The following is a 26580-nucleotide window of genomic DNA, read 5'->3' as shown; positions in this document are numbered from 1 at the left end:
GCCCTATGCTCCCTGCACGGTGCCGCACTCCGGGCACTGTGGAGGGTGAGGGAGTCGCCGATGCGACATGCGCTCAAGTGCGCGGTGCTGTTCCTGCTCATGGCGGTGGTCGCACCCGCCCAAGCGGGCGCGGCCCAGGCGCCGCCGGACGACCGGCCGGTGGTCAAGGTCGGCACCGAGGGCACCTATCCGCCGTTCTCGTTCCACGAGACCGGCAGCGAGGACCTCACCGGCTACGACGTCGACGTGATCAAGGCGATCGCGGACCGCGCCGGATGGCGGATCGAGTTCGTCGAGACGCAGTGGGACGCGATCTTCCCGGCGCTGGACGCGGGCCGCATCGACGTCATCGCCAACCAGGTGTCCGTCAACGAGGAGCGCGCCGCCAAGTACGGGCTGTCCGAGCCCTACACGTACTCCCGCGGCGTGGTGGTGCGCCGCACCGGCGACGAGAGCATCAAGACGCTCGACGACATCCGCGGCCGCACCACCGCCCAGTCCAGCACCAGCAACTGGGCGCAGGTCGCGCGCGACGCCGGCGCGAACGTGGAGGCCGTCGAAGGTTTCGCGCAGGCCGCCGCGCTGCTCACCCAGGGCCGGGTGGACGCGATCGTCAACGACAACATCGCGGTGCTCGACTACCAGGCCAGCACCGGGTCGAAGGACGTGGAGATCGCCGGGAACGCGGGCGACGAGACCAGCGAGCAGGTCCTCACCTTCCGCAAGGACGACCGGGCGCTGCTGGACCAGGCGAACCGGGCGATCGGCGAGCTGAAGGCCGACGGCACCCTCGCGCAGATCTCCCGCGGCTACTTCAAGGCGGACGTCTCGGTGCCGAACGGCGGCGATGCCGACCTGTCCGGCCGCGAGCGCAGCAGCACCTGGCAGGTGGTGGCGGGCACGGCCTGGCCGATGTTCCTCGGCCTGGTGCAGGTGACGATCCCGTTGACGGCGTTGAGCTTCGCGATCGGCCTGGTGCTGGCGCTGCTGGTGGCGCTGGCCCGGATCTCGCCGTACCGGGTGTTGTCCGGGCTGGCGCGCGCGTTCATCTCGATCATCCGGGGGACGCCGCTGCTGCTGCAGCTGTTCATCGTGTTCTACGGGCTGCCGCAGCTGGGCGTGAAGTTCCCGCCGTTCACCGCGGCGGTGATCGCGTTCAGCCTCAACGTGGCCGGGTACGCGGCGGAGGTGGTGCGCTCGGCGATCCTGGCGGTGCCGAAGGGGCAGTTCGAGGCCTCGGCGACGATCGGGCTCGGTTACTGGCAGACGCTGCGGCGGATCGTCCTGCCGCAGGCGACGCGCACCGCGGTGCCACCGCTGTCGAACACCTTGCTGTCGTTGCTGAAGGACACCTCGCTGGGCTCGGTGGTGCTGCTCACCGAGCTGTTCCGGCAGGCGCAGCTGGCGGCGGCCGAGAGCAACGAGTTCCTCGCCCTGTACGCCTTCGCCGGGCTGTACTACTGGATCATGTGCGTGGCGATCTCGGCCGCGCAGAAGCGACTGGAAACCCGACTGGACAGGTACGTGGCGCGATGACCGAGACCGCGGAGCAGAACCCCGAACCCCGGATCCGGGTGCGCGGGCTGGAGAAGTCCTTCGACGAGCGGAAGGTGCTGCGCGGCATCGACTTCGAGGCCGCGCGCGGCACCTCGACGGTCGTGGTCGGACCGTCCGGTTCCGGCAAGACCACCGTGCTGCGCTCGCTGAACGCGCTGGACGTCCCGGACGCCGGGGTGATCGGCATCGACGACGTGGAGGTCGACTTCGCGCGGCTGCCCGCCGGGAAGGCGGGGCGGCGCGAGGCGGCGCGGCTGCGCGCGCAGAGCGGCATGGTCTTCCAGTCGCACAACCTGTTCCCGCACCGCACGGTGCTGGAGAACGTCATCGAGGGCCCGGTGGTGGCCCAGCGCAGGCCGCGCGAGGAGGCCGTCGCCGACGCGAAGGCCCTGCTGGAGCAGGTGGGGCTCGGCGAGCGCGCCGACACCTACCCGTTCCAGCTCTCCGGCGGGCAGCAGCAGCGCGTCGGCATCGCCCGCGCGCTGGCGCTGGAGCCGCGCGTGGTGCTGTTCGACGAGCCGACCTCGGCGCTGGACCCGGAGCTCGTCGGCGAAGTGCTGGCGGTGATCAAGGACTTGGCGGCGGCGGGCTGGACGACGGTGATCGTCACCCACGAGATCCGCTTCGCCCGGCAGGTCGCCGACCAGGTGCTGTTCCTGGACGACGGCGCGATCGTGGAGCGCGGCAGCGGCGATCAGGTGCTGGCCGAGCCGCGGGAGGAGCGGACCCGGCGGTTCCTGCAGCGCATCCTGAACGAGTGAGCTCGGTGGGGGACGGAGTTCTCGGCCGTCCCCCGGCCCGGTGCTGCCCGGCCCGGCGTCGCGGACCCGCCGCGGCGAGTGCCGTCACTGCGGCGCGGGCACGAGCCCTTCGGCGACGAGCCCGGCGAACACGGCCTCGCTCAGCGCGTTGACCGCGCTCAGCGGTCGCACCATCACGGTGAACTCGGAGATCAGCCCGTCCGCGTCCAGCTGGACGAGGTCGATGCCGTGGACGTCCTTGCCGCCCACGGTGGCCCGGAAGATCAGCACGTGCGAGTCGGCGTCGGCGCCCGCCGCGGTCTCCGCGGTGCCCTCCAGGGAGCCCGCGTAGCGGAACTCCTCGAAGACCCGGCGGAACAGCACGTCGAACACGCCGAGCACCAGGTCGCGGCCTTCGAACGGCCGGAACTTGACCGGGCTGAAGAACCGGGGCTCGGCCGCGAACAGCGGCTCCAGCGCGGCGGTGTCGCGCCGTTCGACGGCGTCGCGGAAGCGTTCGATGGTGTGCACGCGGTCTCCTGGTCAACGATCTGAACAGTCAGAAAATTGACTATAGTGGGCGCGGGGTTCCCGGTCGAGGAGGAGTTCGATATGGCGCTGCGACACGCGGTCCTCGCCGCGCTGCTGGACGGCGAGCGCAGCGGTTACCAGCTGGCGAAGGTGTTCGACGTCGGCATGGCCAACTTCTGGCATGCGTTGCCGCAGCAGCTCTACGCGGAACTGGCGAAGCTGGAGCGCGACGGGCTGGTCACCGGGCGCGAAGTGGTCCAGGAGGCGCGGCCGAACAAGCGCCTGTTCACCGTCACCGACGAGGGCGCCGCCGAGCTGCGGCGCTTCGCGGCCACCCCGTCGAAGCCCTCGTTCATCCGGGACGACCTGCTGGTGAAGGTCGCCGCCGCCGACTCGGTGCCCGCGGCCGAGCTGATCGAGCAGCTGGTGGAGCGGGCCGCGGTGGCGACGGCGAAGGTCGAGCTGTTCGACGGGCTGCTGCGCACCATGCGCGGTGACCGCGACGAAGCGGACTTCCTCGCCACCGGCGCCCGCATCGGCCCGTACCTGACCTGCCTGCGCGGCCGCTCCTTCGAAGCCGACCACCGCGACTGGTGCGAGCGGACCGCCGAGGTCCTGCGCGCGCGGCGGAACGCGGGCGCCCGGTAGCGGTCAGTCGTCGCTCTTCACCTTCCGCATGATCAGGTGCGAGTCGACGCGGGCGACCGCGCGCAGGGCCATGAGCTTGCCGGTGAGGAACTCCTCGAACGCGGACTGGTCCTCGACGGCGACGCGGATCAGGTAGTCGGGGCGGCCGAACAGGCGGTGGAACTCGACGACCTCGTCGTACTCGCTGATCGTGGATTCGAGCTCTTCGACGGTCTGCAGGTCGTTGATGCTGATCTCCAGCGACACCATCACCTCGAACCGCCTGCCGACCGCGGCGGGGTCGATGCGCGCCCGGTAACCGGTGATGATCCCGTCGTCCTCCAGCCGCTTGACCCGGCGCAGGCAGGGGGCGGGGGTGAGCCCGACGCGCTTGGCGAGCTCCACGTTCGTCAGCCGGCCGTCCTGGCGCAGGTGGAACAAAATGTCGTGATCAGTGCCGTCGATCATCATTTGATTGCTCATATCTCGAAATATCGGCCCTCGTCGGCAACCATATTACGCGATCAGAAAACTATGATTGCAGCCATGACCTCGCCTCCTGCCGTCCTCGAACGCTGCCCTGCCGCGCCACCCGAGCCGACCGTCCGCCACGCCGACTTCCGCGCGGCGCTGCGGGATTCGAGCTCGGTGGGGCTGGCGCTGTTCCCGCTGGGGATCGCGTTCGGGATGCTGGTGGTGCACTCCGGGCTGGCGTGGTGGTGGGCGTCGGTGTTCACCACGTTCATCTACGCGGGCTCGCTGGAGTTCCTGCTGATCGGCCTGGTGCTGGTGGCGACGCCGCTGGCGCAGGTGGCGCTGACGGCGCTGCTGGTGAACCTCCGGCACGTGTTCTACGCGCTGTCCTTCCCGCTGCACCGGGTCACCGGCAGGCTCGGCAAGGCCTACAGCACGTTCGCGCTGACCGACGAGGCGTACGCGGCGAGCACCAGCGAGTCGGCGCGGTCCTGGACCGGCGGGCGGATCGTGTGGCTGCAGGTGCTGTGCCAGCTGTACTGGGCCGGTGGCGCCACCGCCGGGGCGCTGGTGGCCGCGGTGCTGCCGTTCGAGCTGGCCGGGCTGGACTTCGCGCTGACCGCGCTGTTCGTGGTGCTCGCCGTGGACGCCTTCCGGGAGCGGCGCGAGATCCCGACCCCGGTGCTGGCGCTGGTGTGCGCGCTGGTGGCGATGGTGCTGTTCCCGCAGCAGATGCTGCCGGTGGCGTTCGGCCTGTTCACGGCGGGGCTGCTGGCGCTTCGGCTGGTCGCGCGCAAGGGGAGTGCTCGTGCCTGAGACCCCGTACCTGGTGGCGGTCGTGGCGGTGTGCGCCGCGGTCACATGGGCGGTGCGGGCGCTGCCGTTCGCGGCGCTGGCCCCGTTGCGCGACAGCGAGCTGGTGCACCACCTGGGGCAGCGGATGCCGGTGGGCGTGATGATCGTGCTCGCCGTCTACACGGTGCGCGGCACCACGGTGCCGCAGCTGGCGCCGGTGGGGCTGGCGCTGGCGGCGACGCTCGGCCTGCACCTGTGGCGCGGGAACGCGCTGCTGAGCATCCTCGGCGGTACCGCGGTGCACGTGCTGCTGGTGAGCACCGCGTTCGCGTCCGTCTGATGTGGACGGTCAATCGCAGGCGATGACCGCGGGCAGGCCGGTGGCGCTGAGTTTCTTCACGTACGCGTCGTCGGCCTTCTCGCGGGCGGCGGCCAGCTGGTCGCAGGCGCTCGCCGCATCCGCGAACGGTCCGAAGTAGACGGAGTAGATCGCCTTGCCGCTCGGGCTCGTCTTCGCCGAGGCGCCGCACGGGGTCGACGGCACGTGCAGGTAGCCGGTGCCGGGGAACTCGTCGAGCAGCCGCTGCACGGTGTTCGCCTCGAACGCGGCGCCGACCACCACGGCGTAGGAGTCGTTGCAGACCGGGGTGCTCATCGGCACCGACACCCCGAGGTCCGCGGCCATCGTCGCGCCGGGCACCGAGACGACCGGCCGACTGGAAGTGGCCTGCCCGTCGTCGCCCGGGCTCAGCGCCCACGCGGTGGCCGCGCCCGCCACCGCCAGCACGCCCAGCGTCGCGAGGGCCGCGCGCACCAACCTGCCGCGGGACTTCCGGTCCGGCCGTTCCTCGGACTGCCGCACGGTCGTGGTGCGCGGTTCGGTCGGCGTCGCGTACAGCGCCTCGACGGCCTCGCGCGCCAGGTCGCCCGCCGAGTCGAACCGGTGCGCGGGGTCCTTCGCCATGCCACGCGCGATCACCGCGTCGAACGCGGAACCCAGGTGCGGCGCGGTGGTTCCCGGCCGCGGCGGGTCGTCGTGCAGGTGCGCGCTGATCATCGCGACGGTCGCCTCGCGCTGGAACGGCTTGCGCCCGGTGAGGCACTCGTAGAACAGGCAGGTCAGCGAGTACACGTCCGAGCTCGGCTCCGCGGGCCCTTCGCCGAACCGCTCCGGCGCCATGTACGCCAGCGTGCCGACGGTGATGCCGGTGGAGGTCGCGGCCGTCCCCGTGCTCGCGGCGTAGGCGATGCCGAAGTCCACCAGGTACGCGAAGCCGGTGCTGCCGACCAGCACGTTCGACGGCTTCACGTCGCGGTGCACCAGGCCGTCGGCGTGCGCGGCGTCCAGCGCGTGCGCCACCTGCTCCAGCAGGCCCACCGCCCGGTCCGGGTCCAGCGGCCCGTAGCTCGCCAGGTGCGTCGCCAGGTCGGTGCCGTCCACCAGCCGCATGTCCAGGTACAGCCGGCCGTCGATCTCCCCGTAGGAGTGGATCGGGATCACGTGCGGATCGCGCAGCCGCGCGGTCGCCTGGGCCTCGCGCTGGAAGCGGCGGCGGAACTCGGCGTCCTCGGCGTGGCGCTCGGCGATCAGCTTGAGCGCGACGGTCCGCTGGTGCCTGCTGTCGAGGGCCCGGTGTATCTCCCCCATGCCGCCGCGAGCGATCAGGCCTTGGACCACGTACGGACCGAACTGCCACTCCACCCGTGCGACTCCTCCCCTGGTGTGCCGGAGGAGAGTCTAGGAGGTGCGCGATCCGCGGATGAGCCATGTTCACCGGTTCGGAACCGGATCACGCCCGCCTGCCCGGATGCCGCGCATCCGGCTCGACCTGCGCTGTTCCGTTCGGTCGCACCGGTTGGGCCGACCGGTCCAGTCGGGGCTCGCGGGGTGGTGCTGCGGATTCCGGCGCCGTGGTTGGTTTCGGCGCCGTGGTGTGGTGGGGTTCCGGTGGTCTTCGCGGGGAGGTGGCGTCGGTGGTGGAAGCGGCTGCGCTGGAGGTGCCCGGTGTGTCGCACCGGTACGTCCAGGTCGGCGGAATCCGGGTGCACGTGGCGGAAGCGGGTTCCGGCCCGCCGCTGGTGCTGCTGCACGGCTGGCCGCAGCACTGGTACCTGTGGCGCCACCAGATCCCGGAGCTCGCGCGGTCCTACCGGGTGATCGCCCCCGACCTGCGCGGCCACGGCTGGACCGACGCGCCCGCCGGCGGCTACGACAAGGAGAACCTGGCCGCCGACCTGATCGGGCTGCTGGACGCGCTGGAGCTCGACCGGGTGCGGCTGGTCGGCCACGACTGGGGCGGCTGGACCGGATTCCTCGCCTGCCTGCGCGCGCCGGAGCGGTTCGACCGGTTCCTGGCGCTGAACATCGCGCACCCGTGGCCGTCCCGGTCGCCCGCGGCGCGGCTGAGCCTGTGGCGGTTCTGGTACCAGGTCGTGGTGGGGTCGCCGCTGGGCGCGCTGCTGGTGCGCCGCACGCCGTTCCTGTCCCGCGGCATCCTCGGCTCCGTCGAGCGCGGGGCGCTGAGCCGCGCCGAGCGGGACGCGTTCGCCGAGCGCTGGCGGGACCCGGCGCGAGCGCGCGCCTCGGTGCAGCTGTACCGCACGTTCCTGCTGCGCGAACTGCCCGCCGTCGCCCGCGGCCGCTACCGGGATGCCACGCTGACCACCCGGACCCGGCTGCTGTTCGGCACCGGCGACCCGGCGATCTCGCCCCGGCTGCTGGAGGGCTACGAACGCCACGCCGAGCGGATGGACGTGCGCTGGGTCCCCGGCGCGGGCCACTTCATCGTCGACGAACGCCCCGCCCTCGTCCTCGCCGAGATCCAGGAGTTCATGGCGGACTGATCCGGCGATCAGCGCGGGCCGAGCAGGGCGCGCAGCCGCGGGGTGTCGGGGTGCTCGCCGAGGAAGTCGAGACGGGCGTTCGCCTGGTCCCAGCGCCGGCGCGCCCGCTCGGGTTCGCCCGTCGCACGGTGCAGGACCACCAGATCGGCGAGCACCCACGCCACGTGGTGCAGGTCGCCGCAGCGTTCCCAGTAGTGCTGTGCCTGCATGAGGTGCTCCACCGCCGGTCCGGTCCGCCGCATCGCGGCGTGCGCACCGCCGATCGCGTGGTGGGCGGCGGCCAGCCCCATGTCGTCGCCGAGCTCGCCGAACAGGTCCAGCCCGGGTAGGCCGTGCTCCAGCGCCCGCTGCCGTTCACCGATCCCGTTGCACGCCCAGCACAGGTAGACCAGCGAATGCGCCCGGCCGTACCGCTCCCCGGGGGCCTGGAAGTGCTCCAGCGCCCGCCGGTGGTGCGGGATCGCTCGCGCGGGAAGTCCGAGGCAGGTGTAGGCCCAGCCGATGCTGTTCTGCCGGAACGCCTCCCGGGACGGGTCGCCGGACCGCTCGCCCGCGTCGGACAGCAGGGCCAGCGCCTCGGCGTAGCGCTGCGCCCGCAGGTACCCGTTGGCGAGGTTCAGCTCGGTGATCTCCACGGCGTCCGGCGCCTCGGTGCGCCGTGCCGCCCGCAGGGCGATCACGTGGCTGCGGATCCAGTCCTCGTGCAGGCTGCGCAGGTTCAGGAAGTCGGTGCTCGCCCAGGCGAGGCGCCACGCGTGCTCGGGAAATCCGTGCTGCTCGGCGATGTCGACCGCGCCGAGCAGGTTCTCGCGGTTGCGCTCGAACCAGCGCAGCGCCTCGTCGCGGTCGCCGGGCCGGTCCGGTTCGACGTCGCTGTCCGGTGGTCCCGGCACGATGATGCGCGCCTGCTTGGTGATCAGCGCCGCGGCGCCCGCCGCGGAGTGCAGGAAGTGGTCGAGCAGCCTGCGCCGGGCCGCGTAGCGCTCGGTGTCGCGCAGTTTCTCGTCCGCGCAGGTCCGCGCGTAGTCCAGTGACAGGTCCGAGAGCCGGTAGCCGTGCTTGTCCGGCTGGTCAAGCAGCCGCAGGTGCGCCAGCCGGTCCAGCAGCTTCCCGGCCTCGGTGCGCGGCAGACCGCTGAGCGCGGCGGCTCCGGACGTCTCGATCACCGGTCCGGGGTGGAGCGACAGCAGCAGGAACAACCGCTGGGCCTGCGGGCTGAGGTCGTCGTGCGCGGTGGCGAAGGCTGCGCGCAACGCGAGGCGACCGTCCACTTCGAGCGCGTCGATGCGGTGGTGCCGGATGTCGGCGATGGTCTCGGACAGCGAAGCGGCGGGGTGCCTGCTCGCGATGATGCCCGCGATGCGCAGCGCCAGCGGCAGATCTCCGCACAGGGCGGCGAGTTCGTCCAGTTCCGCCTCGAAAGCGGGACCGGTGCTCCCCGGGCGTCCCAGCGCGGCGTGCAGCAGTGCGATCGAGTCGTCCCGGGGTAGCGGTGGCAGCTCGATCCGGCGCGCGTCGTGGTGCAGCGCGAGGCTTTCCAGCCTGCGGCTGCTGGTGACCACCACGAGGCATCCGGGATGGCCGGGCAGCAGCGGTTGCACCTGCTCGGCGCTGCGCGCGTTGCTCAGCAGCACCAGTACTCTGCGGCCGGCCAGTGCACTGCGAAGTTCTGCCGCCAAGTAGTCCACATTGGAGCGTTCGGGGACGTCGGAGTCGAGGGCGGCGAGGAAGTCGCGCAGCACTCCGGCGGTCGCGTGCCGGTCCAGGCCCTGGAGGTTCGCGTAGAGCTGGCCGTCCGGGTAGCGAGCTGCCAGCCGGTGCGCCAGCTGCAGCGCGAACGTGTGCTTCCCGGCTCCCGGCAGGCCTTCCACGATGAGCAGCCACGGTGGAACTCCCGGCGAATCCTCCACTGCGGACAGCAGGTCGGCGAGCGCGTGGTCTCGTCCGATCGGGTGCGACGGCACGGCGGGCAGCTGGCGGGGCCGCAGCGCCGGGCGCCGCAGACCCCCTTCCGCGGCACCGTCCTGGCGGGGTCGGCGCGCGAACTTCCCCGCGGGTCCGGTGGTCCTGGACAGCGCACCGCTCGGCAGGCCGCGTTTGGTCAGCCCGCCCGCGAGCGTCCACTGCGCCTCGCGCTCGGCGCCCGCCGCGCGCGGCCGCACGATCGGATCGTCCTGCTGCAGCAGCGAGGTGTGCAGCGAGCGGAGCCGGGTGGGCAGGTCCGTGCCCTCCTCCCGGTAGGTGGCGGACACCTCCACCACGTAGTCCCGCAGCCTGCGCCGCTGGCCCGCGGCGGCGAGCGCCCGCATCCGCAGGGCCACGATGTCCTCGTCCAGCTCGTGGTCCGACGGCACCCAGTCCAGCTCGTTGAGCGCGGCCGACACCTGTCCGGAATCGAGCAGGGAGCCCGCCAGCAACTGCACGCCCGCGATGCGGTCCCGTTCCAGCTGGGTGCGGATCCGGTGCAGTCCCGGGCCGTCCACCCCGGCCAGCAGTTCGGGGCCGCACTCACCCAGCGCGCGGCGGCAGTGCTCCTCCAGCTCGGTGCCGCTCGACTGCCGCGCCCGGTCCAGGTGGTGCCGGAACCGGTGGTAGTCCACCAGCTCCGGGGTCACGTCGAGCCGCCAGAACCCCGGTTTGGCGCGCGGCCAGTGCACCCCGTTGCCCCGGACCTCGGCGCGCAGCGTCGAGATGTAGCGGTACAGCGACTCCATCGACGGCGGGTGCTCGCCCCACACCTTGTCGACGACGCCGCGCTGCGAAAGCGCCTTGCCGGGGTTGAGCAGCAGCACGACGAGGATCCCCAGCAGCCCGGGCCGCAGCTCGACCAGCTCACCGGAATCGGCACGCACCTCGACCGGGCCCAATAATCGGAACTCCATTCAGTTCCCCCTTTGAGTACCGCGCAGCGTTCAGTGAAGCACCCGATCCGCCGCGGGGAAGCGTTCATTCGGCGCAAGCATCCATACGGCGGTCCGGTTCACCGTCCAGCGGGCGTACCTCCCGCTGCTCCAGCGGCCGTTCCATCCCGTCCCCGCACCGTGGGGTGCAGCGGGTGGTGCGGTCACTCGCAGCGACGGGGAGGGAGCATCCGATGGGGAACCGGATCGTGGTCGCCGGAGTGGCGAGCTGGGGCGTGAACGTCGGGGTCGGGGAGCCGGCCGTGGACACCGCCGCGAGCGGCTGGCGCCCGCGCTGGCTCGTGAGCGGGCTGGGCGGGGCGGCGGGGCACATCTCGACGATCCTGCGGGCGCTGGGCGACGAGGTGGAGCTGTGCACGGTGGCGGGCCGGGACGCCATCGGCTCCCTGATCCGCTGGCGGCTGCGCGAGCACGGACTGGACGGTCGGGGCGTGGTGGACTGCGGGGTGTCCGCCGAAGCCGCGGTGCTGGTGGGCCCGGACGGGCGGCGGGCGGTGCTGTCGCACTCGACGCAGATCGCCGCCGTGCAGTACCCGGAGGAGGTGTTCACCGAGGCGGTGCGCGGTGCTGACCTGGCCGTGCTGACGAGCACGCCGTTCACCCGCCCGCTGCTGGCCGCGGCGGTGCTGCACGGGGTGCCGATCGCGGTGGACGTCAACGTGATCGCCGACGTGGAGGACGACTACTACGGGCCGTGGCTGGAGGTCGCCGACATCGTGTTCTGCTCGCACGAGCGGTTGCCGTGCAGCGCGGAGCGCTGGCTCGCGCGGATCTTCGACCGCTACCCGGGCTGCCTGGTCGCGGCGGTGGGGCGCGGTCCGCTGGGCTGCGTGCTGGGGTTGCGCGACGGCAGACTGGTGCGTGCGGAAGCGGTGGCGCCGCTGGGAGTGTGCAACACCTCCAGCGCCGGGGACTCGCTGTTCGCCGCGTTCTTGCACGGGTGGTTGAGCACCGGCAACGCGGCCGAAGCCCTCCCGGACGCGGTGCTCTACGCGGGCTGGCGCATCGGGCACCGGTTCCCGTCCGGGGTGGCGCTGACCGCCGCGGAGCTGGCGCGGCTGCGGCTGCGGCACCCGGTGCGGGTCAGGCTGGACCGCTGGGACCGGTGAGGCGGTCGCGCAGCGGTGCGGCGGCGGCCTCGTCGCCCTGGTGCTCGAACAGGCGCAGCGCCGCGGCCAGGTGCCGCCGTTCGTCGGCCGGATCCCCCTGCGCGGCAGCGAGATCGGCGCGCGCGCCGTGCGCGAGCGCTCGGCCGACGGGGGAGTCGAGTTCGTCCATCTCGTCGGCGCCCGCGTCGAGCTCGGCGGCGGCCTCGCGGACCGCACCGGCGGCGACCAGCGCTTCGCCGAGCACGAGCCGGGCGCGGGCGGCGTTGAACGGGTCCTGCGCCCGGTGCTCGCGCAGCAGGGCGGTCGCGGCGCGCACCTCGGCGAGCCCGGTGGCGACCGCACCGGTCCGCACACCGGCCTGCCCGGCGAGCAACCGCGCCAGCGCGGCTTTGCGGGGGAAACCGGTGGCGGCGAAACCGGATTCGGCGTGCTGCGCGGAGGACCGGGCCGCGGCGGCGTCGCCGCGCGCCAGCGCCAGCACGGCCCGGGCGTCGGCGGTGTCGGCCGCGCCGTAGGCGTCCCCGCTGCGGGCGTGCAGCTCGGCGCACCGGTGCAGCAACCGGTCCGCCGCCCTCCACTCGGCACGCCGGTGGTGCAGCATCGCCAGCCTGCGCGCGGTGCGCGCCTCCAGCTCGGGCTCGCCGAGCTCGCGGGCGGCGGCCAGGCACGCCTCGTCCACCGCGCGCCAGTCCGCGTGGTGTCCGCGGTACCGGAACAGCGGCCAGAGCAGGTACCCCAGCTGCCAGGCCGCCGCGGGCAGCCCGCCGTCCGCGGCCGCGCGCACTGCTCCGACCAGGTTGGCGCGTTCCCGCTCCAGCCAGTCCAGCGCCTGCCCGCGGCCCGCGAACTCGGGGGAATCCGTTGCGGGAGTGGCGAATTCGTAGGCCGCGCCGCGCAGGTGCGGGGTGCAGAGCGCGGCGGCCTCCCTGGCGTGCCGGACGTAGTGCTCGACGATGCGCAGCAGCACCTCGGCGCGTCGTTCGGCGGTGTCCACCGCGTCCGCCTTCTCCTTGGCGTGCAACCGGATCAGGTCGTGGAACCGGTACCGGTCGTCGCGCACCTCCTGCAGCAGGTTCGCCTCCTGCAACGCTTCGAGCGGTTCGTCCAGCGCGGCCCGGCCGAGCCCGGTCGCGGCGGCCACGACCGCGCGGTCGAACTCCGGGCCGGGGTGCAGGCCCAGCGCCCGGTAGGTCCACCGGGCCGGATCCGGGAGTTCTTGGTAGGACGCGTCGAAGATCGAGCGCACCGATACCTCCTCGCCGCGCGAGAGCAGACCGAGCCGCCGCTGCTCCTGCCGGAGTTCCGCCACCGTCTCCCGCAACCGCAGCAGCCGCCGCGACGCCAGCCGGGCGGCGGTCACCGACAGCGCGATCGGCAGGCCGCCGCACAACCGGACGAGCTCCTGCACCGGCTCCGGTTCCGCGGACATCCGCTGTGCGCCGACGGCCTTGAGCAGCAGCTTCCGCGATGCGTCCGCGTTGAGCGGGCACACGTCGATGAACCGCGCCCCGTCGGCCAGCAGCGAGCGCAACATCCGGCGGGTGGTGACCACCACGGTGCAGCTCGGCGCGGCGGGCAGCAGCGCGCGCACCTGCGCGGCGGTCCAGGCGTTGTCGAGCAGGATGGCCAGCGACCTGTCGGCCACCAGGGAGCGGAACCACGCCGCCCGCGGCCCGGCCCCGGCCGGCAGTTCTTCCGGCGGGACGCCGAGGGCGCGCAGGAAGTCGCCGAGGACCGTGGCCGGATCGGCGGGGCGCCCCGCGTCCGCGCCGGAGAGGTCGGCGTACAACTGCCCGTCGGCGAACCGGTCCCGGGTGCGGTGCAGCCAGGACAGCGCGAGCGCGGTCTTGCCGACACCGCCGAACCCGGACAGCACCACGAGCCCGCAGCGGTCCGGGTGCGCCGCCGGCCGGTCCAGCTCGTCCAGCTCGGCGTTGCGGTTGGTGAAGTGCGCGGGGGCGGGAGCGAGCTGCCGGGGCACGCCGGGGTCCGGTCCGCGGTGGAAGTGGATCTGGCCGATCGAACCGGCCTGCACCACCGGCCCGTGCGCGGTGCCGGAGAGCGCGTTCGCGGTCGACGGCCCGGTTCCCGGCTGCGGGGAGATCCCCGGCGGGTCTTCGGTGCCGGACACGACACGAATCACCCCCGTCCTGCACCGTACGCAGTGCCTCGGTCGGCGCGATGCCCGCCAAGCGAGTGGTCCGGCCAGGTGGCCCGTCGCCCCGATGTCGATCATGGGCCGTCCGGCCCGCCCGCGGCGGGGGAGCCGACCAAGATCACCGGATGGAGTGGTGGCCCACCGGTGCTGCTGCCGTTCGGGCTGAGCACGGGGGATACGATGGACGGCCGTACGCTCGACGAGAAGAGAACCGCGTTGCCGAACACCCCGCTGCCGATGCTGGAATGGACCGAGCGAGGGGAGCCGCGTTCGGCGATCTGGCGTTCCGAGAACGACGCGCCGCCGCCGCGGCAGGTGGTCGTCGCCGATGACCGGCTGCGGGCCGACGACGCGCACAGCCAGGCGGCGGAGGGCACCGCGTTCCTGTGGCGCGGCGACTTCCACGGCGCGCGGAACCTGCTCACCGCGATGACGCGGCGGGTGGACCGCAAGCCGCTCGCCGAGATGGACACCCCCGCGCAGACCTTCCACCGGTACCGGCAGCGCCAGGCGCAGCGGGCCCGGCTGCTGGGCATGCTGCTGATCCCCGTCGACGCCGGGTGCGTGCTGCCGCTGCGGCGCGGACCGGAGATCCGGGACGCCTGCCTGGAAGCGGGCTGCCCGGCGGACGAGCCGTTCGTGCTGTCGCTGCGGGAACTGCTCGGCATCATCGGCGCGCACGAGTGGCGCCGCAACGGCATCGAGATCCCCGCCCTGGACGCGCGGATCCACCCGCACTACGGCGTGTTCGCGCCGCTGCGCTCCGACTACCTGGAGCTGATCGCCGCCGAACCGCTGCCGCCGGTGGAGACCGCCTTCGACATCGGCACCGGCACCGGCGTGCTGGGCGCGGTGCTGGCCCGCCGCGGGGTGGACCGGGTGGTGGCCACCGAGCTGGACGAGCGCGCGCTGACCTGCGCGGCGGAGAACGTCGCGGCGCTCGGGCTGGCGGACCGGGTCGAGGTGACCTCGGCCGACCTGTACCCGGCGGGCCGCGCGGGCCTGGTGGTGTGCAACCCGCCGTGGCTGCCCGCGAAGCCGTCGGCGGCGCTGCAGCGCGCCGTGTACGACCCGGGCAGCCGGATGCTGCGCGGTTTCCTCACCGGGCTCGCCGCGCACCTGGAGCCGGGCGGGCAGGGCTGGCTGGTGCTGTCCGACCTGGCCGAGCTGCTCGGGCTGCGCACCCGGCAGGAGCTGCTGGACCTGATCGACGCCTCCGGACTGGCGGTCGCCGGTCGCAGCGATGCCGCGCCGCGGCACCCGCGGTCCGCCGACACCTCCGATCCGCTGCACGAGGCGCGTGCCGCCGAGACCGTGTCGCTGTGGCGGCTGGTGGCGCGGGACTGACTCCACCTCCCGGGAATCGGCCCGGAATGAGAATCGAATTCTTTTCACCTGTTTCGGCGCGGTGCATTCGCATCGCGCCGAATCACTCGGTTGGCCGTTGGCCGCGATCGGTGCCCTGGGTAACTTCTGGTGGCCGCCGGTGAAATCCGACCTCGCCGCACCGCATTCAGTCGTCCGCCGAGCGGACGAAGGCTGCCCGCGGTGCGCACCGGCTGGAAGTGTCGGCGCTTCCACGCACGTCATCGCGGACGTGGTCCGGGCAGTGCGGTTTCGGTTCCGGTACCGCGCGCGGCCGAATTCCGCATTTCCCCGCGTTCGGAAATGATCGCGGAATCGTCCCGAGGTGTGCGAGAAGATCTCATTCGAGGGGTGCCCATGCGAACACGGGAATCGTCGCGGACCGCTGCGCCGAATTCGTTCGGGCCGGTGTTCCGGAGCGGGTGGCGCGGGTGAGTACCGGCGACCGGCGGGTGGTCCTCACCGGCATGGGCGTGCGGGCGCCCGGCGGGCACGGCGCGGCCGGGTTCTGGGACCTGCTCACCTCGGACCGCACCGCCACCCGCACCATCACCGCCTTCGACCCGGCGCCGTTCCGCTCCCGCATCGCCGCCGAGGTGGACTTCGACCCGGTGGCCGAAGGCTTCGACGCCGCGGAGGTGGCCGACCGGGACCGGGTGGTGCTGCTCGCGCTCGCCTGCGTCCGCGACGCGGTCCGGGACTGCGGGCTGGACCTCGCGCGGCGGGATCCGACCCGGATCGCGGTGAGCATCGGCAGCGCGGTCGGCTCCACCATCAGCCTGGACCGCGACTACCGGCGGATCTCCCGGGACGGTTCGACGTGGCTGGTCGACCACGTGCCGGCCTCCGCGCGCTCCCGCGACCACCAGGTCCCCGCGAGCCTGGCCCGCGACGTGGCCCGGGAGGTCGCGGCCGAAGGGCCGGTCGCGGTGATCTCCACCGGCTGCACGTCCGGGCTCGACGCGGTCGGGCACGGCGCCGAGCTGATCCGCGACGGGCGCGCCGACCTGGTCCTCGCCGGTGCCGCGGACGCGCCCATCTCGCCGATCACCGTGGCCTGCTTCGACGCGATTCGCGCCACCTCGCCGAACAACGCCGACCCGGCGCACGCCGCCCGCCCGTTCGACCGGCGCCGGGACGGCTTCGTGCTGGGGGAGGGGGCGGCCGTGTTCGTGCTGGAGGAACGCGCCGCCGCACTGCGCCGCGGCGCCCGGGTGCACGCCGAGCTCGCCGGATTCGCCGGGCGCTGCAACGCCTTCCACATGACCGGGCTGCACCCGGAAGGCCGCGAACTGTCCTGGGCGATCACCGCCGCGCTGCGCGCCGCCGGCCGCGACCGGGTGGACTACCTCAACGCGCACGGCTCCGGCACGAAGCAGAACGACCGGCACGAGACCGCAGCGATCAAGCGCAGCTTCGGCGCCGCCGCGCACCGCATCCCGATCAGCTCCATCAAGTCCAAGGTGGGGCACTCGCTGGGCGCCGTCGGCTCCGTGGAGCTCGCGGCCTGCGTGCTCGCCATGCGGCACGGGGTGATCCCGCCGACCGCGAACCACGCCGAACCGGACCCGGAGTGCGACCTGGACTACGTGCCGGGCGCGCCGCGGGAGGCGGACCTGGACGTGGTGCTCAGCATCGGCAGCGGCTTCGGCGGGTTCCAGAGCGCCGTCGTCCTCACCAAGGGGGACCGGTGACGGAGGTGGTGGTGACGGGGATGGCCGCGATCGCCCCGAACGGCGTCGGCGTCGAGGACTACTGGGACGCCACCCTGGACGGCCGCAGCGGGCTCTACCCGATCCGCGGGTTCGACGCGACGTCCTACCCGATCCGGGTCGCGGGCGAGGTGCCGGACTTCGACGCCGCCCGTCACCTGCCGCCGCGGCTGCTCGCCCAGACCGACCGGATGACGCGGTACGCGCTCGCCGCCGCGGACTGGGCGGTGGCCGACGCCGCCGTGCCGCCGGACGCCGACGGCGAGTTCGGGGTGCTGACCGCGGCCGCGGCGGGCGGGTTCGAATTCGGCCAGCGGGAACTGGAGAAGCTGTGGGGGCAGGGCCCGGACCGGGTCAGCGCCTACCAGTCGTTCGCCTGGTTCTACGCGGTGAACACCGGCCAGATCTCCATCCGGCACGGCCTGCGCGGCACCGGTTCGGTGCTGGTCGCCGGGCAGGCCGGTGGGCTGGACGCGATCGCGGAGGCGGCCCGGATGCTGCGCCGCGGTACCAACGCCCTGGTGCTCACCGGTGGTTTCGAGGCCTCGGTGTGCCCGTGGGGGCTCGTCGCCCACGGCACCACCGGTGTCATGAGCACCGACCCCGATCCGCGCTGGGCGTACCTGCCGTTCGACGAGCGCGCGTCCGGCGCGGTGCCCGGCGAAGGCGGCGCGCTGCTGGTGCTGGAGCGCTCGGCCGACGCGACCCGGCGCGGGGCACCGCAGGTGCACGGCCGGATCGCCGGGCACGCCGCCACCTTCGACCCGCCGCCCGGTTCGGACCGCGAACCCGGCCTGCCCCGCGCGATCCGGGCAGCGCTGCGCGACGCGGAGCTCCCGCCCGAGGCGGTCGACGCCGTGTTCGCCGACGCCGCGGGCACCCCGGACCGCGACCGCGCCGAGGTCGAGGCGCTCGGCGCGGTGTTCGGGCCCCGCGGCGTCCCGGTGACCGCGCCGAAGAGCATGACCGGACGCCTCGATTCCGGCGGTGGCCCGCTGGACGTGGTCACCGCCCTGCTGTCGGTGCGTGACGGCGTGCTGCCGCCCACGATCGGCACCCGCCGCGCCCCCGGCGGACTGGACCTGGTGCTGGAGGAACCGCGGGAACTGCCGCTGCGCACCGCGCTGGTGCTGGCGCGGGAACCCGGCGGGTTCAACTCGGCGCTGGTGGTGACCGCATGAGCCGTGGAGGAGGAGATCCGTGCGACTGACCCGGACCCAGCTGGTGAGCGCGATCCGCGCCGCCGCGGGCGACACCGAATTCGCCGACCTGGACGGCGATGGACTGGACCACCGGTTCGACGAACTCGGCTACGACTCGCTGGCGCTGCTGGAGGTGGCCGCCGTGCTGCGCCGCACCCACGGCATCGCGCTGCCCGACGAGGCGGTCCTCGACGTCGGCACGCCCGCCGCGCTGCTGCGGATCGTGAACCGGACGACGGAAGAGGTGAGTTGAGATGGCCCGGACCGACAACTCCGTGACGGTGCGGGCTCCGCTGCCGCTGGTGTGGGACATGACCAACGACGTGGAGTCCTGGCCGACCCTGTTCGCCGAGTACGCCCGCTCCGAGGTGCTGCGCCGCGAGGGCGGCACCATCGACTTCCGGCTCACCACCCACCCGGACGCCGACGGCAAGGTGTGGAGCTGGGTGTCCCGGCGCGTCCTCGACCTCGCCGAGCGCACCGTGCGCGCCCGGCGCCTGGAAACCGGGCCGTTCCAGTACATGGAGCTGTGCTGGACGTACCGGGAGACCGAATCGGGCACCGTGCTGCGCTGGGTGCAGGAGTTCACCGTCAAACCCGAGGCGCCGTTCGACGACGCCGCGATGACCGCGCGGCTCAACGCGGCCACCCGCAGGAACATGGGCCACATCAAGGCGGTGATCGAACGGGCCGCGCACGCGTCGCGGTGAGCGCCGGGCCGAAGGTCTCTGGGACCCGGCGGGCACCGCGTCGATCCTGGTGCTGTCGGCGGAACGCGCGAGCGGGAGCAGGCGATGAGGACGGGTGCGGTGCTCGGAGCGCTGCGCTGGACGGCGCAGGCGCTGCGGCCCAAGCGGAATCCGCTGCGCCGGAGCCTCGACCGCTGGACCGCCGCGGTCATGGCGCTGCTGGTCGGGTTGGCGCTGGCCTCCGTCCCGGTCGCGGCCGCCGTCGGCAGCGGCACGCACCAGCGGCTCGGCGAGCGGTCCGCCGCGCAGCACGCGGAACGCACCGCGGTGCGCGCCCGGCTCGTCGAGCCGGTGCGGATGACGATCGTCGGCGGCGGTTCGCCGCAGACCCAGCGGGTGCTGTTCCACGCCCCCGTGACCTGGCGGGACGAGGCCGGGCGGCCGCACGGCGGGTGGGCGGAGATCTCCTCGGCCGCGGTGGCGGTCGGCGACGAGATCGAGGTGTGGGTGGACGACCGGGACGCGGTCGTGGCACCTCCGCTGGGCGCGGACCGGGCGTTGGCGTCCGCGATCAGCGTCGGCGTGCTGGTCGTCTTCGGCTCGGTGGTGTGCTGCGGGGTGGCGCTGGTGCTCGTGCGCCGCGTCGCCGACTCCCGCGCCCACCGCGCGTGGGCGCGGGAGTGGGAGGTGGTGAGCCCCCGCTGGGACCATCGCGGACCCGCAGACGCCTGACGCCGGTCTGGCTGCTTCTGTTGTGTAGGGCTCGGGTGGCGGAACCTCAGCGGCTTCCTCGCTGCGGGATCGTTTTCGCAGGTGGCTCCGCCACATGCGAAAACGCTGTCCTCGCGAGGAAGCCGCTGAGAACCCGCTGCGGTGCGAGTTGCTCGGGTGGTCTCCTTCGCCGCTGACAGGACACCGACAAGGCCCGCCGGGCGGGTTCCGAGACGGGCAGCGCGTGCCGTGGCCGCTGGGGAGTTCCGTCACCGCTCGCCGTGCCGCGTTCACCGTCCGCGATCGTGGTCCGGCCGGGCGCCTCCCGGGGATCTCCGCGCGGTCCGCCGTGGGATGCTGATCGCGCGGTGCACCCCGCTCGACGGTGTTCCGGGAGCGCCCGGGGACGCGTCGGGCCGGTTGCGCCGCGGGTTCGAATCTCCGGACGGAGGCGGGAGGCACGATGGCGGACGAGCACCGGAACGCGGAGGCGGACCTGGGCACCGACCGCGCCCACGGCGCCCGGATCTACGACTACATCCTCGGCGGCAAGGACAACTACGCCGTCGACCGGGCCGCCGCCGAAGCCACCCTGGAGGTGTGGCCCGCGCTGCGGGTGCACATGCGGGCCAACCGCACCTTCATGCACCGCGCGGGTCGCCACCTGGCCCGGGAGTGCGGCATCCGCCAGTTCCTCGACATCGGCACCGGCATCCCCACCCGGCCGAACCTGCACGAGGTCGTGCAGGAAGTCGCCCCGGACTCGCGGGTCGTCTACACCGACAACGATCCGATCGTGCTCGCGCACGCCCGCGCGCTGATGTCCAGCGCGTCGGCGGGCCGCACCGCCTACGTCGAGTCGGACATGCGCCAGGTCGAATCCCTGCTGGCGGCACCGGAACTGCGGGAGACGCTGGACCTGGGCCGGCCGATCGGGCTGATGCTGATCGGGATCGTGCACTTCATCGAGGACGACGACGAGGCGCTGGCGGTGTCGCGCCGGATCGTCGACGCGCTGCCCTCCGGCAGCTACCTGGCCGCGACGATCGGCACCGACGACTTCGCCCCCGAGGCGCTGGCGCAGGTCGTCGACGTCTACCACCAGCACGGCGAGACCATGCGCCTGCGCAGCAAGGCCCAGGCGGCGCGGTTCTTCGACGGGCTGGAGCTCGTCGAGCCGGGCCTGGTCCAGATGCACCGGTGGCGCCCGGACGACGACGAGCACCTGTCCCTGGACGAGGCGGACATCGCCATGTACGGCGCCATCGCCCGCAAGCCGTGAGCGGTCAGCGCGGCCGGAGCTCGAACATCGGCAGCGCGGTGTCCCGCTCGGTGACCTCTTCGCCGAGGGTTCCGCGCAGGACGTCCTTGAACTTCGCCCACGCCCGCGGGTGCCGCCGCGCGTAGTCGGCGAGCACCGCGTCGGCCTCGGCGGTGGTGAGCCGCCGCGCGGTGGCGGGACGGTCGCGGTGCCGGCCGGTGGAGACGCGGACCTGCGGGTTCGCCACCACGTTGCGGTACCACTGCGCGCGGGCGCCGAACCCGGAAGCGACGACGTGGACATCCGGTTCGGGGGTCGCGAGCACTTCCAGCACGACCCGCCTGGCCATCCCGGAGTTGCGGCCCACGTGCTCCAGCAGGAGCAGCCGCGGGCCGAGCAGGGCGCCGAGCCGAGCCCGGTACAGCAGGACGGGCGCGCGCATCAACGCGCGGGTCCGCAGCAGCCGGGCTCCGGCCCGGCCGAGCGCGGTGGTGGCGGGTTCCGGCATGGTCGGCCTCGATTCGTCCGGTCCGAGCAGTGTCGCACCGGGCACCGCCTTGGCGGGGCGGATCCGACGGGTGCGGGGTGATCGCGGGCGCGACCACCCCGCACCGGGATCAGGGCAGCGGGTCTCCGGTGCGCTGCGCCGCCGCGTCGGCCAGGGAGTAGCCGGGGTGCGGGGGCTGGTTGTAGGCGGTGTTCTGCCAGGCCACGGCGAGCCGGTACTGCCGGTCCTCCATCAGGCCGGGCAGGCTCAGGTCGGTGGGCTCGGTGGTGCTGAAGATCCGCAGCGCGCTGCTGTCCTCGGTGCGGAACACGACCTCCTCCCGCCAGTCGCCCATCAGGTCCGCGGACAGCGCCGGGGTGGCCTTGGTGCCGTTGTTGGACGCGACGCCGTCGAAGTCCTGGACGCGTTCGGTGCCGTCGCCGGTGTACTTGTCGATGTGGGTGTCGTCGAGCAGTTCGCGGCTGGTGTCGCCGTCCCACCACACCAGGAAGTTCATCGATCCGGGCCGGGGCCCGACGTCCTCGCCCGCGGCGTCGCGCAGCCGGTCGTCGGCGGCGGACCAGAACTCGGCGCCGGGGTTGCCGTCCCAGATGTCGCCCGCGACGCCGCGCCCGTTGTCGCCTGCGGGGTCGGTCTGCCAGAGCACGTCGCCGGTGGCGGCGTCGGCGAGCCAGGACGCGGGCTGCTCGGAGCCCTCGTCGACCTTGTACACCTCCAGGCCGGGCCGGTCCGGGTCGAAGTCGCCGACGTGCAGCGCGTCGCCGTGGCCGAACCCGGTGTTCCACAACGGATTCCCGTCGTCGTCGATCGCCATCGCGCCGTAGACGATCTCGTCGTTGCCGTCCTCGTCGACGTCGGCGATGGACAGGTTGTGGTTGCCCTGCCCGGCGTACTCCTCGCCCGCCTCGTCGCTGTCGAACGTCCACAGTGGAGACAGTTCGCCGTCGAAGGTCCACGCGGTGATGACGGAGCGGGTGTAGTAGCCGCGCGCCTCGATGAGCACCGGACGCCCGTCGATCTCCGCGGTGGCGGCGAGGAACCGGTCGCAGCGGTTGCCGTAGGAGTCGCCCCAGTCGGCCGGATCGCCGCGCCCGGGTACGTAGTCCGCGGTGTGCCGCTCCGCACCGGTGGCGCCGTCGAACACGGTCAGGAACTCGGGCCCGTCCAGCACGTACCCGTCCGCGTTGCGGTGGTCGGCGTCCGCGTCGCCGAGCGCGGCGCCGGTGCCGTCCACGGTGCCGTCGGCGGTCTTCACCGCGACCTCGGCGGCGCCGTCCCCGTCGTAGTCGTACACCTGGAACTGGGTGTAGTGCGCGCCCGCGCGGATGTTGCGGCCGAGGTCGATGCGCCACAGCCGCGTCCCGTCGAGCCGGTAGGCGTCCAGGAGCGGCGGGCCGGTGTACCCGGCCTGCGAGTTGTCCTTGGAGTTGGACGGGTCCCACTTGACGACGTACTCGTACTCGCCGTCGCCGTCGAGGTCCCCGACGCCGACGTCGTTGGCGCTGTAGGTGTAGTCCTCGCCGGTCGGGGTGGTGCCGCCGTCCGGCACGTCCAGCGGGATGTCGAGGTGGTCGGCGGCGAAGGCGCGCGCGGTGCTCGCGGCGGCCCGCTGCCCGTGCGGGGCGATCTCGTAGCGGGAGTCGGCGGACGCGCCGCGGTCGAGGAATCCGGTGCCGGTCAGCGGTTCCGGCGTGACCAGGGTGCCGTCCCGGTACACGTCGAAGGTGGCGCCCGCCGGGTCGGTGCCGAACAGCCGCCAGGACACGAAGTTCCCGTCGCCGGAGCGGACGCTGATGGCGGCGCGACCGGGTGCGGCGGCGCGGTTCCCGGCGGTTGCGGTGCCGGCCGAGCCGTTTCCGGTCGGTTCGCCTTCGGTCGACCCGGTTCCGGCCGGTTCGATCATGCTTCCGGCCGGTGCGGATGCCGCTCGTGCGGTTCCTGCCTGCGGGGGTTCGGCGGGGGAGCCGGTTGCGGGTGCGGCGAAGCCGATCGGCAGCGCGGCCGCGGCGAGCGCGGTCACCAGCGCGCGGCGGTGGGTTCCCGTTCGAGAGGGGTGCATCGTGGACGGTTCCGATCTGGTCGAGGGTGCTCCGTCGCACCCCGGTCGGATGATCTGGTCCGGCGCTCCCGGATGTCGCACGAGATGGGGAAAGCGCTTTCCCGAACGTTAGGGGCGGGCGGCTCGGCTCCGCAAGGACCGATCGACGGTGCTCGTGGTCCGGCCGTCCGGCGGCAGCGCGCGACCTGCCGGGGGTTCCGGCGCCCCGCCATCAGGCGGAGTCGTCCGCGCTCCGGGACGGGGCAGGCCGCCGCTGCGCTGCGCGTTCGGCCGCCCGGGTCAGGACCGGCGCCGCGGCTTGCCGCGCCCGCCACCGGGGCGCGGTCCGCCCTTGCCGCGGGCGGGTTTCGGGGCGGGCTGCTTCTTGGCCGCGGGCCGCTGCTTCGGCGTGGGTTCCGGGCGCCCGCGGGTGCTGTTCACCGTGCGGCCGCGCACGATCCCGATGAACTGCTCCATCAGGTCGGTGGTCTCCTCCTCCGGCCACGACAGCGCGACCCGCGACTGCGGGACGTCGGTGAGCGTCCGGTAGGTGAGGTCCTTGCGGTGGTGCAGCCGGGCCAGCGACTGGGGGACGACGAGCAGTCCGACGCCCGCGGCGACGAGCTCGACGGCGAGGGCGGTGTCCGCGGGCCGCTCGAACGCGGGCCTGCCCGGCGGCCGGTCCCAGCCGAGGGTGTCGTCCAGCGGGTGCTGCACGATCTCGTCGGCGAGGTCCTCCGGCCGCACCTCGTCGGCCGCGGTGATCACGTGGTCCTTCGGCACGACCACCACGGTCGTCTCGGTGTAGAGCGGGATCGCGTGCAGCCCGTCCCGGTCGGTCGGCAGCCGCAGCAGCGCCGCATCGACCTCGCCGCCGCGCGCCAGGTCGGCCGCGGCGGCCGCCGGGGTGGCGACCAGGTGCAGCGGCACCGAGGGAACCCGTTCGTTCCAGATCCGCACCCACTTGCCGGGGGTCACCCCGGGCACGTACGCGAGGGTGAACGACGACGATCCGACCGAGCCTGCCACCGGGCCAGGCTACCGGGCGTCACCGCAGGTACCGCGGGCCCGGGTCGATACCCTGGACCCATGACGTCGCACAAGACCCCCCAGACGATGAAGCCCGCGACCGCGGCCAAGAAGCTGAACGTGTACCTCGAAGCCACCCCCGCGGAGTTCCAGGAGGGCGTGGTCTCGCGCGACGAGCTCAACGCCCTGCAGACCGACCCGCCGGAGTGGCTGCGCGAGCTGCGCCGCAACGGCCCGCACCCGCGCCCGGTGGTCGCCGCCCGGCTCGGCGTGTCCAACAGCGGTCTCGCCCGCGGCGGCATCACCGAGGCGCTCACCACCGAGCAGATCGAGGCGCTCAAGGCCGAGAACCCGGAGTGGCTCCAGCACGAGCGCGCCACCCAGGCCGAGGTCCGCAAGGAGGCCGCCCGCGTCAAGAACAAGTCCCGCGAGGACTCCGGCTCCTGAGCCCGCCGCGACGGGGCGGGCGGCGGATCCGCGCGGGACGCTCGTGGTCCCGGGGCGTGCCGCAGGCCCGCACCCGTCGTGATCTCCCGGGTCGCGACGCGAACAGCGCCCGGCTCCGCCGCTGGCGGGGCCGGGCGCTGGGGTGTCCGGGACGTCCGGGATCAGTGCTCGCCGAGTTCGCCGTCCACCCGGCGCCAGATTCGCTCGGGGTTGCCGTCGGCGAGCACGCTCGGCAGCAGTTCGGCGGGCACGTCCTGGTAGGCCACCGGCCGCAGGAACCGGTCGAGGGCCAGCGTGCCGACCGAGGTCGTTCGGGAGTCCGAAGTGGACGGGAACGGTCCGCCGTGCACCATCGCGTGGCCGACCTCGACGCCGGTCGGCCAGCCGTTGAACAGGATCCGGCCCGCCTTGCGCTCCAGCACGGGCAGCAGCGCGCCCGCTTCGGCGGTGTCCGCGGCGGTGGCGTGCACGGTGGCGGTGAGCTGCCCTTCCAGCCCGGCCGCGACCTCGCGGACCTGGGCGGCGTCGCGGCAGCGGAGCACCAGCGAGGACGCGCCGAACACCTCGTCGTCCAGCCCGTCCCCGGCCAAGAACGCCTCGGCGTCGGTGACCAGCAGCGCGGCCCGGCAGGACTGCGGCGCGTCGGATTCCCGGCCGCGGGCCAGCACGGTCACCTCGCCCTTGCCCGCCAGCCCCTGCACGCCCGATTCGTAGGAGCGGGCGATGCCGGGGGTGAGCATCGGCGTCGGGGCGGCCGCGGTGACGGCCGCGGCGGCGCTGTCCAGGAAGCTCGTCAGCTCGGGCCCGTCGACGGCGATGACCAGGCCGGGGTTCGTGCAGAACTGGCCGGATCCCATCGTGAGCGAGCCGACGAACTCGCCGCCGAGCTCCGCGGCCCGCACGGCGAGCGCGCCGGGCAGCAGGAAGACCGGGTTGATGCTGCTCATCTCCGCGTATACCGGGATCGGCTGCGGCCGGTTCTGCGCGGCGGCGGTGAGCGCGAGCCCGGCGGCGCGGGAACCGGTGAAGCCGACTGCCTGGATGCGCGGATCGGTCACCAGCGCGGTGCCCAGACCGGGCCCGCTGCCGAACAGCAGCGAGAAGGTGCCGGCGGGCAGCCCGCAGGCGGCGACGGCGTCGCTGATCGCCCGCGCCACCAGTTCGCAGGTGCCGGGGTGCGCGTCGTGCGCCTTGACCACCACGGGGCAGCCCGCGGCGAGCGCGGAGGCGGTGTCGCCACCGGCGACCGAGAACGCGAGCGGGAAGTTGCTGGCGCCGAACACGGCCACCGGCCCCAGCGGGATCTTGCGCTGCCGGATGTCGGGGCGCGGCGCGGGGGAGCGGTCCGGCTGCGCCGGGTCGATGCGGGCACCCGCGAAGCTGCCCTCGCGGACGACCTGCGCGAACAGCCGCAGCTGCCCGGTGGTGCGGCCGCGCTCGCCGGTGGTGCGGGCCAGCGGCAGGCCGCTCTCGGCGTGGGCGCGGGCGGACAGCACCTCGCCGATGGCCTCGATGTTGTCGGCGATGGTCTCCAGGAAGACCGCGCGCTGCTCGGGGGTGGTGGCGCGGTAGGTCTCGAAGGCCTCGTCCGCCGTCGCGCACGCGCGCGCCACCTCCGCTCCGCCGCCGTGCCCGTAGGCCGGTTCGAGCTCGGCACCGGTGGCGGGATCGATCGCGCGGATCTGCTCGCCGTCGCCGAACACCGGGGTGCCCGCGATCAGCATTCGCCCGGTGAGGTCGGTGGCGGTGGTGCCTGTGGTCATGCGGTGGGTCCTCCTCGATCCGTGCGGGGCGCGGGGACGCGGCCTGCGGCGCGCACATCCCGCCAGCGGTGACACTAAGATCCCCGACCGATGCGTGTC

General features: G+C 73.6%; 24 protein-coding genes. 15 read left to right on the top strand and 9 right to left on the bottom strand.

Annotated features, from left to right (window positions below):
- The first annotated feature begins 60 nt into the window (after positions 1-60).
- Positions 61-1536 carry an ABC transporter substrate-binding protein/permease gene (locus AC29IT_RS17570; RefSeq protein ID WP_488219457.1) on the top strand — a complete coding sequence of 492 codons (1476 nt, stop codon included), beginning with the start codon at positions 61-63 and terminating at the stop codon, positions 1534-1536.
- Positions 1533-2318: an amino acid ABC transporter ATP-binding protein gene (locus AC29IT_RS17565; protein ID WP_358438261.1), complete on the top strand. Its 786-nt coding sequence runs from the start codon at positions 1533-1535 to the stop codon at positions 2316-2318. The genes AC29IT_RS17570 and AC29IT_RS17565 overlap by 4 nt, the downstream gene beginning before the upstream one ends.
- Before the next feature lie 84 nt (positions 2319-2402).
- Here AC29IT_RS17565 and AC29IT_RS17560 read toward each other — a convergent pair whose 3' ends face one another.
- On the bottom strand, positions 2403-2828 hold the full coding sequence (locus AC29IT_RS17560; protein WP_358438264.1) for a nuclear transport factor 2 family protein: 426 nt from the start codon (positions 2826-2828) through the stop codon (positions 2403-2405).
- Between the two features lie 81 nt (positions 2829-2909).
- Between AC29IT_RS17560 and AC29IT_RS17555 the strand changes: the two genes are divergently transcribed.
- A complete protein-coding gene (locus AC29IT_RS17555; RefSeq protein ID WP_488219456.1) occupies positions 2910-3476 on the top strand; it encodes a PadR family transcriptional regulator in 567 nt (188 codons plus the stop codon).
- Positions 3477-3479: 3 nt separating this feature from the next.
- On the opposite strand, the gene AC29IT_RS17550 is transcribed toward AC29IT_RS17555, so the two are convergent.
- Complete coding sequence (locus tag AC29IT_RS17550; RefSeq protein WP_488219455.1) at positions 3480-3938, bottom strand: Lrp/AsnC family transcriptional regulator; 459 nt, start codon at positions 3936-3938, stop codon at positions 3480-3482.
- Between the two features lie 63 nt (positions 3939-4001).
- Here AC29IT_RS17550 and AC29IT_RS17545 point away from each other — a divergent pair, with 63 nt between their 5' ends.
- Together AC29IT_RS17545 and AC29IT_RS17540 are read left to right on the top strand one after the other, a co-directional pair.
- Positions 4002-4745 carry an AzlC family ABC transporter permease gene (locus tag AC29IT_RS17545; protein WP_358438271.1) on the top strand — a complete coding sequence of 248 codons (744 nt, stop codon included), beginning with the start codon at positions 4002-4004 and terminating at the stop codon, positions 4743-4745.
- The gene (locus AC29IT_RS17540; protein WP_488219454.1) at positions 4738-5064 is read left to right on the top strand and encodes a branched-chain amino acid transporter permease; all 327 of its coding nucleotides are present in this window, start codon (positions 4738-4740) and stop codon (positions 5062-5064) included. The genes AC29IT_RS17545 and AC29IT_RS17540 overlap by 8 nt, the downstream gene beginning before the upstream one ends.
- A 9-nt stretch (positions 5065-5073) precedes the next feature.
- On the opposite strand, the gene AC29IT_RS17535 is transcribed toward AC29IT_RS17540, so the two are convergent.
- Positions 5074-6426: a serine/threonine-protein kinase gene (locus AC29IT_RS17535; protein ID WP_488219453.1), complete on the bottom strand. Its 1353-nt coding sequence runs from the start codon at positions 6424-6426 to the stop codon at positions 5074-5076.
- Between the two features lie 272 nt (positions 6427-6698).
- On the opposite strand from AC29IT_RS17535, the gene AC29IT_RS17530 reads away from it, so the two are divergent.
- Positions 6699-7568 (top strand): alpha/beta fold hydrolase, encoded by an 870-nt coding sequence (locus AC29IT_RS17530; protein ID WP_488219452.1) that lies wholly within the window; start codon positions 6699-6701, stop codon positions 7566-7568.
- Between the two features lie 8 nt (positions 7569-7576).
- Here AC29IT_RS17530 and AC29IT_RS17525 read toward each other — a convergent pair whose 3' ends face one another.
- The gene (locus AC29IT_RS17525) at positions 7577-10450 is read right to left on the bottom strand and encodes an AfsR/SARP family transcriptional regulator (protein WP_488219451.1); all 2874 of its coding nucleotides are present in this window, start codon (positions 10448-10450) and stop codon (positions 7577-7579) included.
- Positions 10451-10662: 212 nt separating this feature from the next.
- Here AC29IT_RS17525 and AC29IT_RS17520 point away from each other — a divergent pair, with 212 nt between their 5' ends.
- A complete protein-coding gene (locus AC29IT_RS17520) occupies positions 10663-11598 on the top strand; it encodes a carbohydrate kinase family protein (protein WP_358438286.1) in 936 nt (311 codons plus the stop codon).
- On the opposite strand, the gene AC29IT_RS17515 is transcribed toward AC29IT_RS17520, so the two are convergent.
- A complete protein-coding gene (locus tag AC29IT_RS17515; RefSeq protein WP_488219450.1) occupies positions 11573-13729 on the bottom strand; it encodes an ATP-binding protein in 2157 nt (718 codons plus the stop codon). The two genes, AC29IT_RS17520 and AC29IT_RS17515, sit on opposite strands and share 26 nt — an antisense overlap.
- A gap of 207 nt (positions 13730-13936) precedes the next feature.
- Between AC29IT_RS17515 and AC29IT_RS17510 the strand changes: the two genes are divergently transcribed.
- The 7 genes from AC29IT_RS17510 to AC29IT_RS17480 all read left to right on the top strand — a co-directional run bounded on the left by AC29IT_RS17510 (position 13937) and on the right by AC29IT_RS17480 (position 20717).
- Positions 13937-15103, top strand: a complete 1167-nt coding sequence (locus tag AC29IT_RS17510) for a methyltransferase (RefSeq protein WP_488219449.1) — start codon at positions 13937-13939, stop codon at positions 15101-15103.
- A 449-nt stretch (positions 15104-15552) separates the two neighbouring features.
- Complete coding sequence (locus tag AC29IT_RS17505) at positions 15553-16815, top strand: beta-ketoacyl-[acyl-carrier-protein] synthase family protein (protein ID WP_488219448.1); 1263 nt, start codon at positions 15553-15555, stop codon at positions 16813-16815.
- Complete coding sequence (locus AC29IT_RS17500) at positions 16812-18014, top strand: ketosynthase chain-length factor (protein ID WP_488219447.1); 1203 nt, start codon at positions 16812-16814, stop codon at positions 18012-18014. Before AC29IT_RS17505 ends, AC29IT_RS17500 begins: the two co-directional genes overlap by 4 nt.
- A 19-nt stretch (positions 18015-18033) precedes the next feature.
- Positions 18034-18288: an acyl carrier protein gene (locus tag AC29IT_RS17495; RefSeq protein ID WP_488219446.1), complete on the top strand. Its 255-nt coding sequence runs from the start codon at positions 18034-18036 to the stop codon at positions 18286-18288.
- 1 nt (position 18289) lies between these two features.
- On the top strand, positions 18290-18745 hold the full coding sequence (locus AC29IT_RS17490) for an SRPBCC family protein (protein ID WP_358445962.1): 456 nt from the start codon (positions 18290-18292) through the stop codon (positions 18743-18745).
- A gap of 84 nt (positions 18746-18829) precedes the next feature.
- Positions 18830-19456 (top strand): Rv1733c family protein, encoded by a 627-nt coding sequence (locus AC29IT_RS17485; RefSeq protein WP_488219445.1) that lies wholly within the window; start codon positions 18830-18832, stop codon positions 19454-19456.
- Between the two features lie 442 nt (positions 19457-19898).
- Positions 19899-20717, top strand: coding sequence for an SAM-dependent methyltransferase (locus tag AC29IT_RS17480; RefSeq protein WP_488219444.1), 819 nt, complete (start codon positions 19899-19901; stop codon positions 20715-20717).
- Between the two features lie 4 nt (positions 20718-20721).
- On the opposite strand, the gene AC29IT_RS17475 is transcribed toward AC29IT_RS17480, so the two are convergent.
- From AC29IT_RS17475 to AC29IT_RS17465, 3 genes are all read right to left on the bottom strand, one after another.
- Positions 20722-21204: a nitroreductase family deazaflavin-dependent oxidoreductase gene (locus AC29IT_RS17475; protein ID WP_488219443.1), complete on the bottom strand. Its 483-nt coding sequence runs from the start codon at positions 21202-21204 to the stop codon at positions 20722-20724.
- Positions 21205-21313: 109 nt separating this feature from the next.
- Positions 21314-23263, bottom strand: coding sequence for a rhamnogalacturonan lyase (locus AC29IT_RS17470; RefSeq protein WP_488219442.1), 1950 nt, complete (start codon positions 23261-23263; stop codon positions 21314-21316).
- Positions 23264-23542: 279 nt separating this feature from the next.
- On the bottom strand, positions 23543-24271 hold the full coding sequence (locus AC29IT_RS17465; protein WP_488219441.1) for a LysR family transcriptional regulator substrate-binding protein: 729 nt from the start codon (positions 24269-24271) through the stop codon (positions 23543-23545).
- Positions 24272-24331: 60 nt separating this feature from the next.
- Here AC29IT_RS17465 and AC29IT_RS17460 point away from each other — a divergent pair, with 60 nt between their 5' ends.
- A complete protein-coding gene (locus tag AC29IT_RS17460; protein ID WP_488219440.1) occupies positions 24332-24718 on the top strand; it encodes a DUF5997 family protein in 387 nt (128 codons plus the stop codon).
- 161 nt (positions 24719-24879) lie between these two features.
- On the opposite strand, the gene AC29IT_RS17455 is transcribed toward AC29IT_RS17460, so the two are convergent.
- Complete coding sequence (locus AC29IT_RS17455) at positions 24880-26481, bottom strand: aldehyde dehydrogenase (NADP(+)) (RefSeq protein WP_488219439.1); 1602 nt, start codon at positions 26479-26481, stop codon at positions 24880-24882.
- Positions 26482-26580: the final 99 nt, after the last annotated feature.

The sequence above is a fragment of the Saccharopolyspora sp. MMCC62 genome (genome assembly GCF_057736575.1).
Note: the sequence above shows the minus strand (reverse complement) of the source record. Positions and strands in the feature narration are given on the sequence as shown.

Bases quoted from the DNA above. Each gene is read 5' to 3' on its own strand.
- AC29IT_RS17570 (WP_488219457.1), top strand. From the start codon at position 61: ATGCGACATGCGCTCAAGTGCGCGGTGCTGTTCCTGCTCATGGCGGTG.
- AC29IT_RS17565 (WP_358438261.1), top strand. From the start codon at position 1,533: ATGACCGAGACCGCGGAGCAGAACCCCGAACCCCGGATCCGGGTGCGC.
- AC29IT_RS17555 (WP_488219456.1), top strand. From the start codon at position 2,910: ATGGCGCTGCGACACGCGGTCCTCGCCGCGCTGCTGGACGGCGAGCGC.
- AC29IT_RS17550 (WP_488219455.1), bottom strand. From the start codon at position 3,938: ATGAGCAATCAAATGATGATCGACGGCACTGATCACGACATTTTGTTC.
- AC29IT_RS17545 (WP_358438271.1), top strand. From the start codon at position 4,002: ATGACCTCGCCTCCTGCCGTCCTCGAACGCTGCCCTGCCGCGCCACCC.
- AC29IT_RS17525 (WP_488219451.1), bottom strand. From the start codon at position 10,450: ATGGAGTTCCGATTATTGGGCCCGGTCGAGGTGCGTGCCGATTCCGGT.
- AC29IT_RS17520 (WP_358438286.1), top strand. From the start codon at position 10,663: ATGGGGAACCGGATCGTGGTCGCCGGAGTGGCGAGCTGGGGCGTGAAC.
- AC29IT_RS17510 (WP_488219449.1), top strand. From the start codon at position 13,937: ATGGACGGCCGTACGCTCGACGAGAAGAGAACCGCGTTGCCGAACACC.
- AC29IT_RS17490 (WP_358445962.1), top strand. From the start codon at position 18,290: ATGGCCCGGACCGACAACTCCGTGACGGTGCGGGCTCCGCTGCCGCTG.
- AC29IT_RS17485 (WP_488219445.1), top strand. From the start codon at position 18,830: ATGAGGACGGGTGCGGTGCTCGGAGCGCTGCGCTGGACGGCGCAGGCG.
- AC29IT_RS17480 (WP_488219444.1), top strand. From the start codon at position 19,899: ATGGCGGACGAGCACCGGAACGCGGAGGCGGACCTGGGCACCGACCGC.
- AC29IT_RS17475 (WP_488219443.1), bottom strand. From the start codon at position 21,204: ATGCCGGAACCCGCCACCACCGCGCTCGGCCGGGCCGGAGCCCGGCTG.
- AC29IT_RS17470 (WP_488219442.1), bottom strand. From the start codon at position 23,263: ATGCACCCCTCTCGAACGGGAACCCACCGCCGCGCGCTGGTGACCGCG.
- AC29IT_RS17460 (WP_488219440.1), top strand. From the start codon at position 24,332: ATGACGTCGCACAAGACCCCCCAGACGATGAAGCCCGCGACCGCGGCC.
- AC29IT_RS17455 (WP_488219439.1), bottom strand. From the start codon at position 26,481: ATGACCACAGGCACCACCGCCACCGACCTCACCGGGCGAATGCTGATC.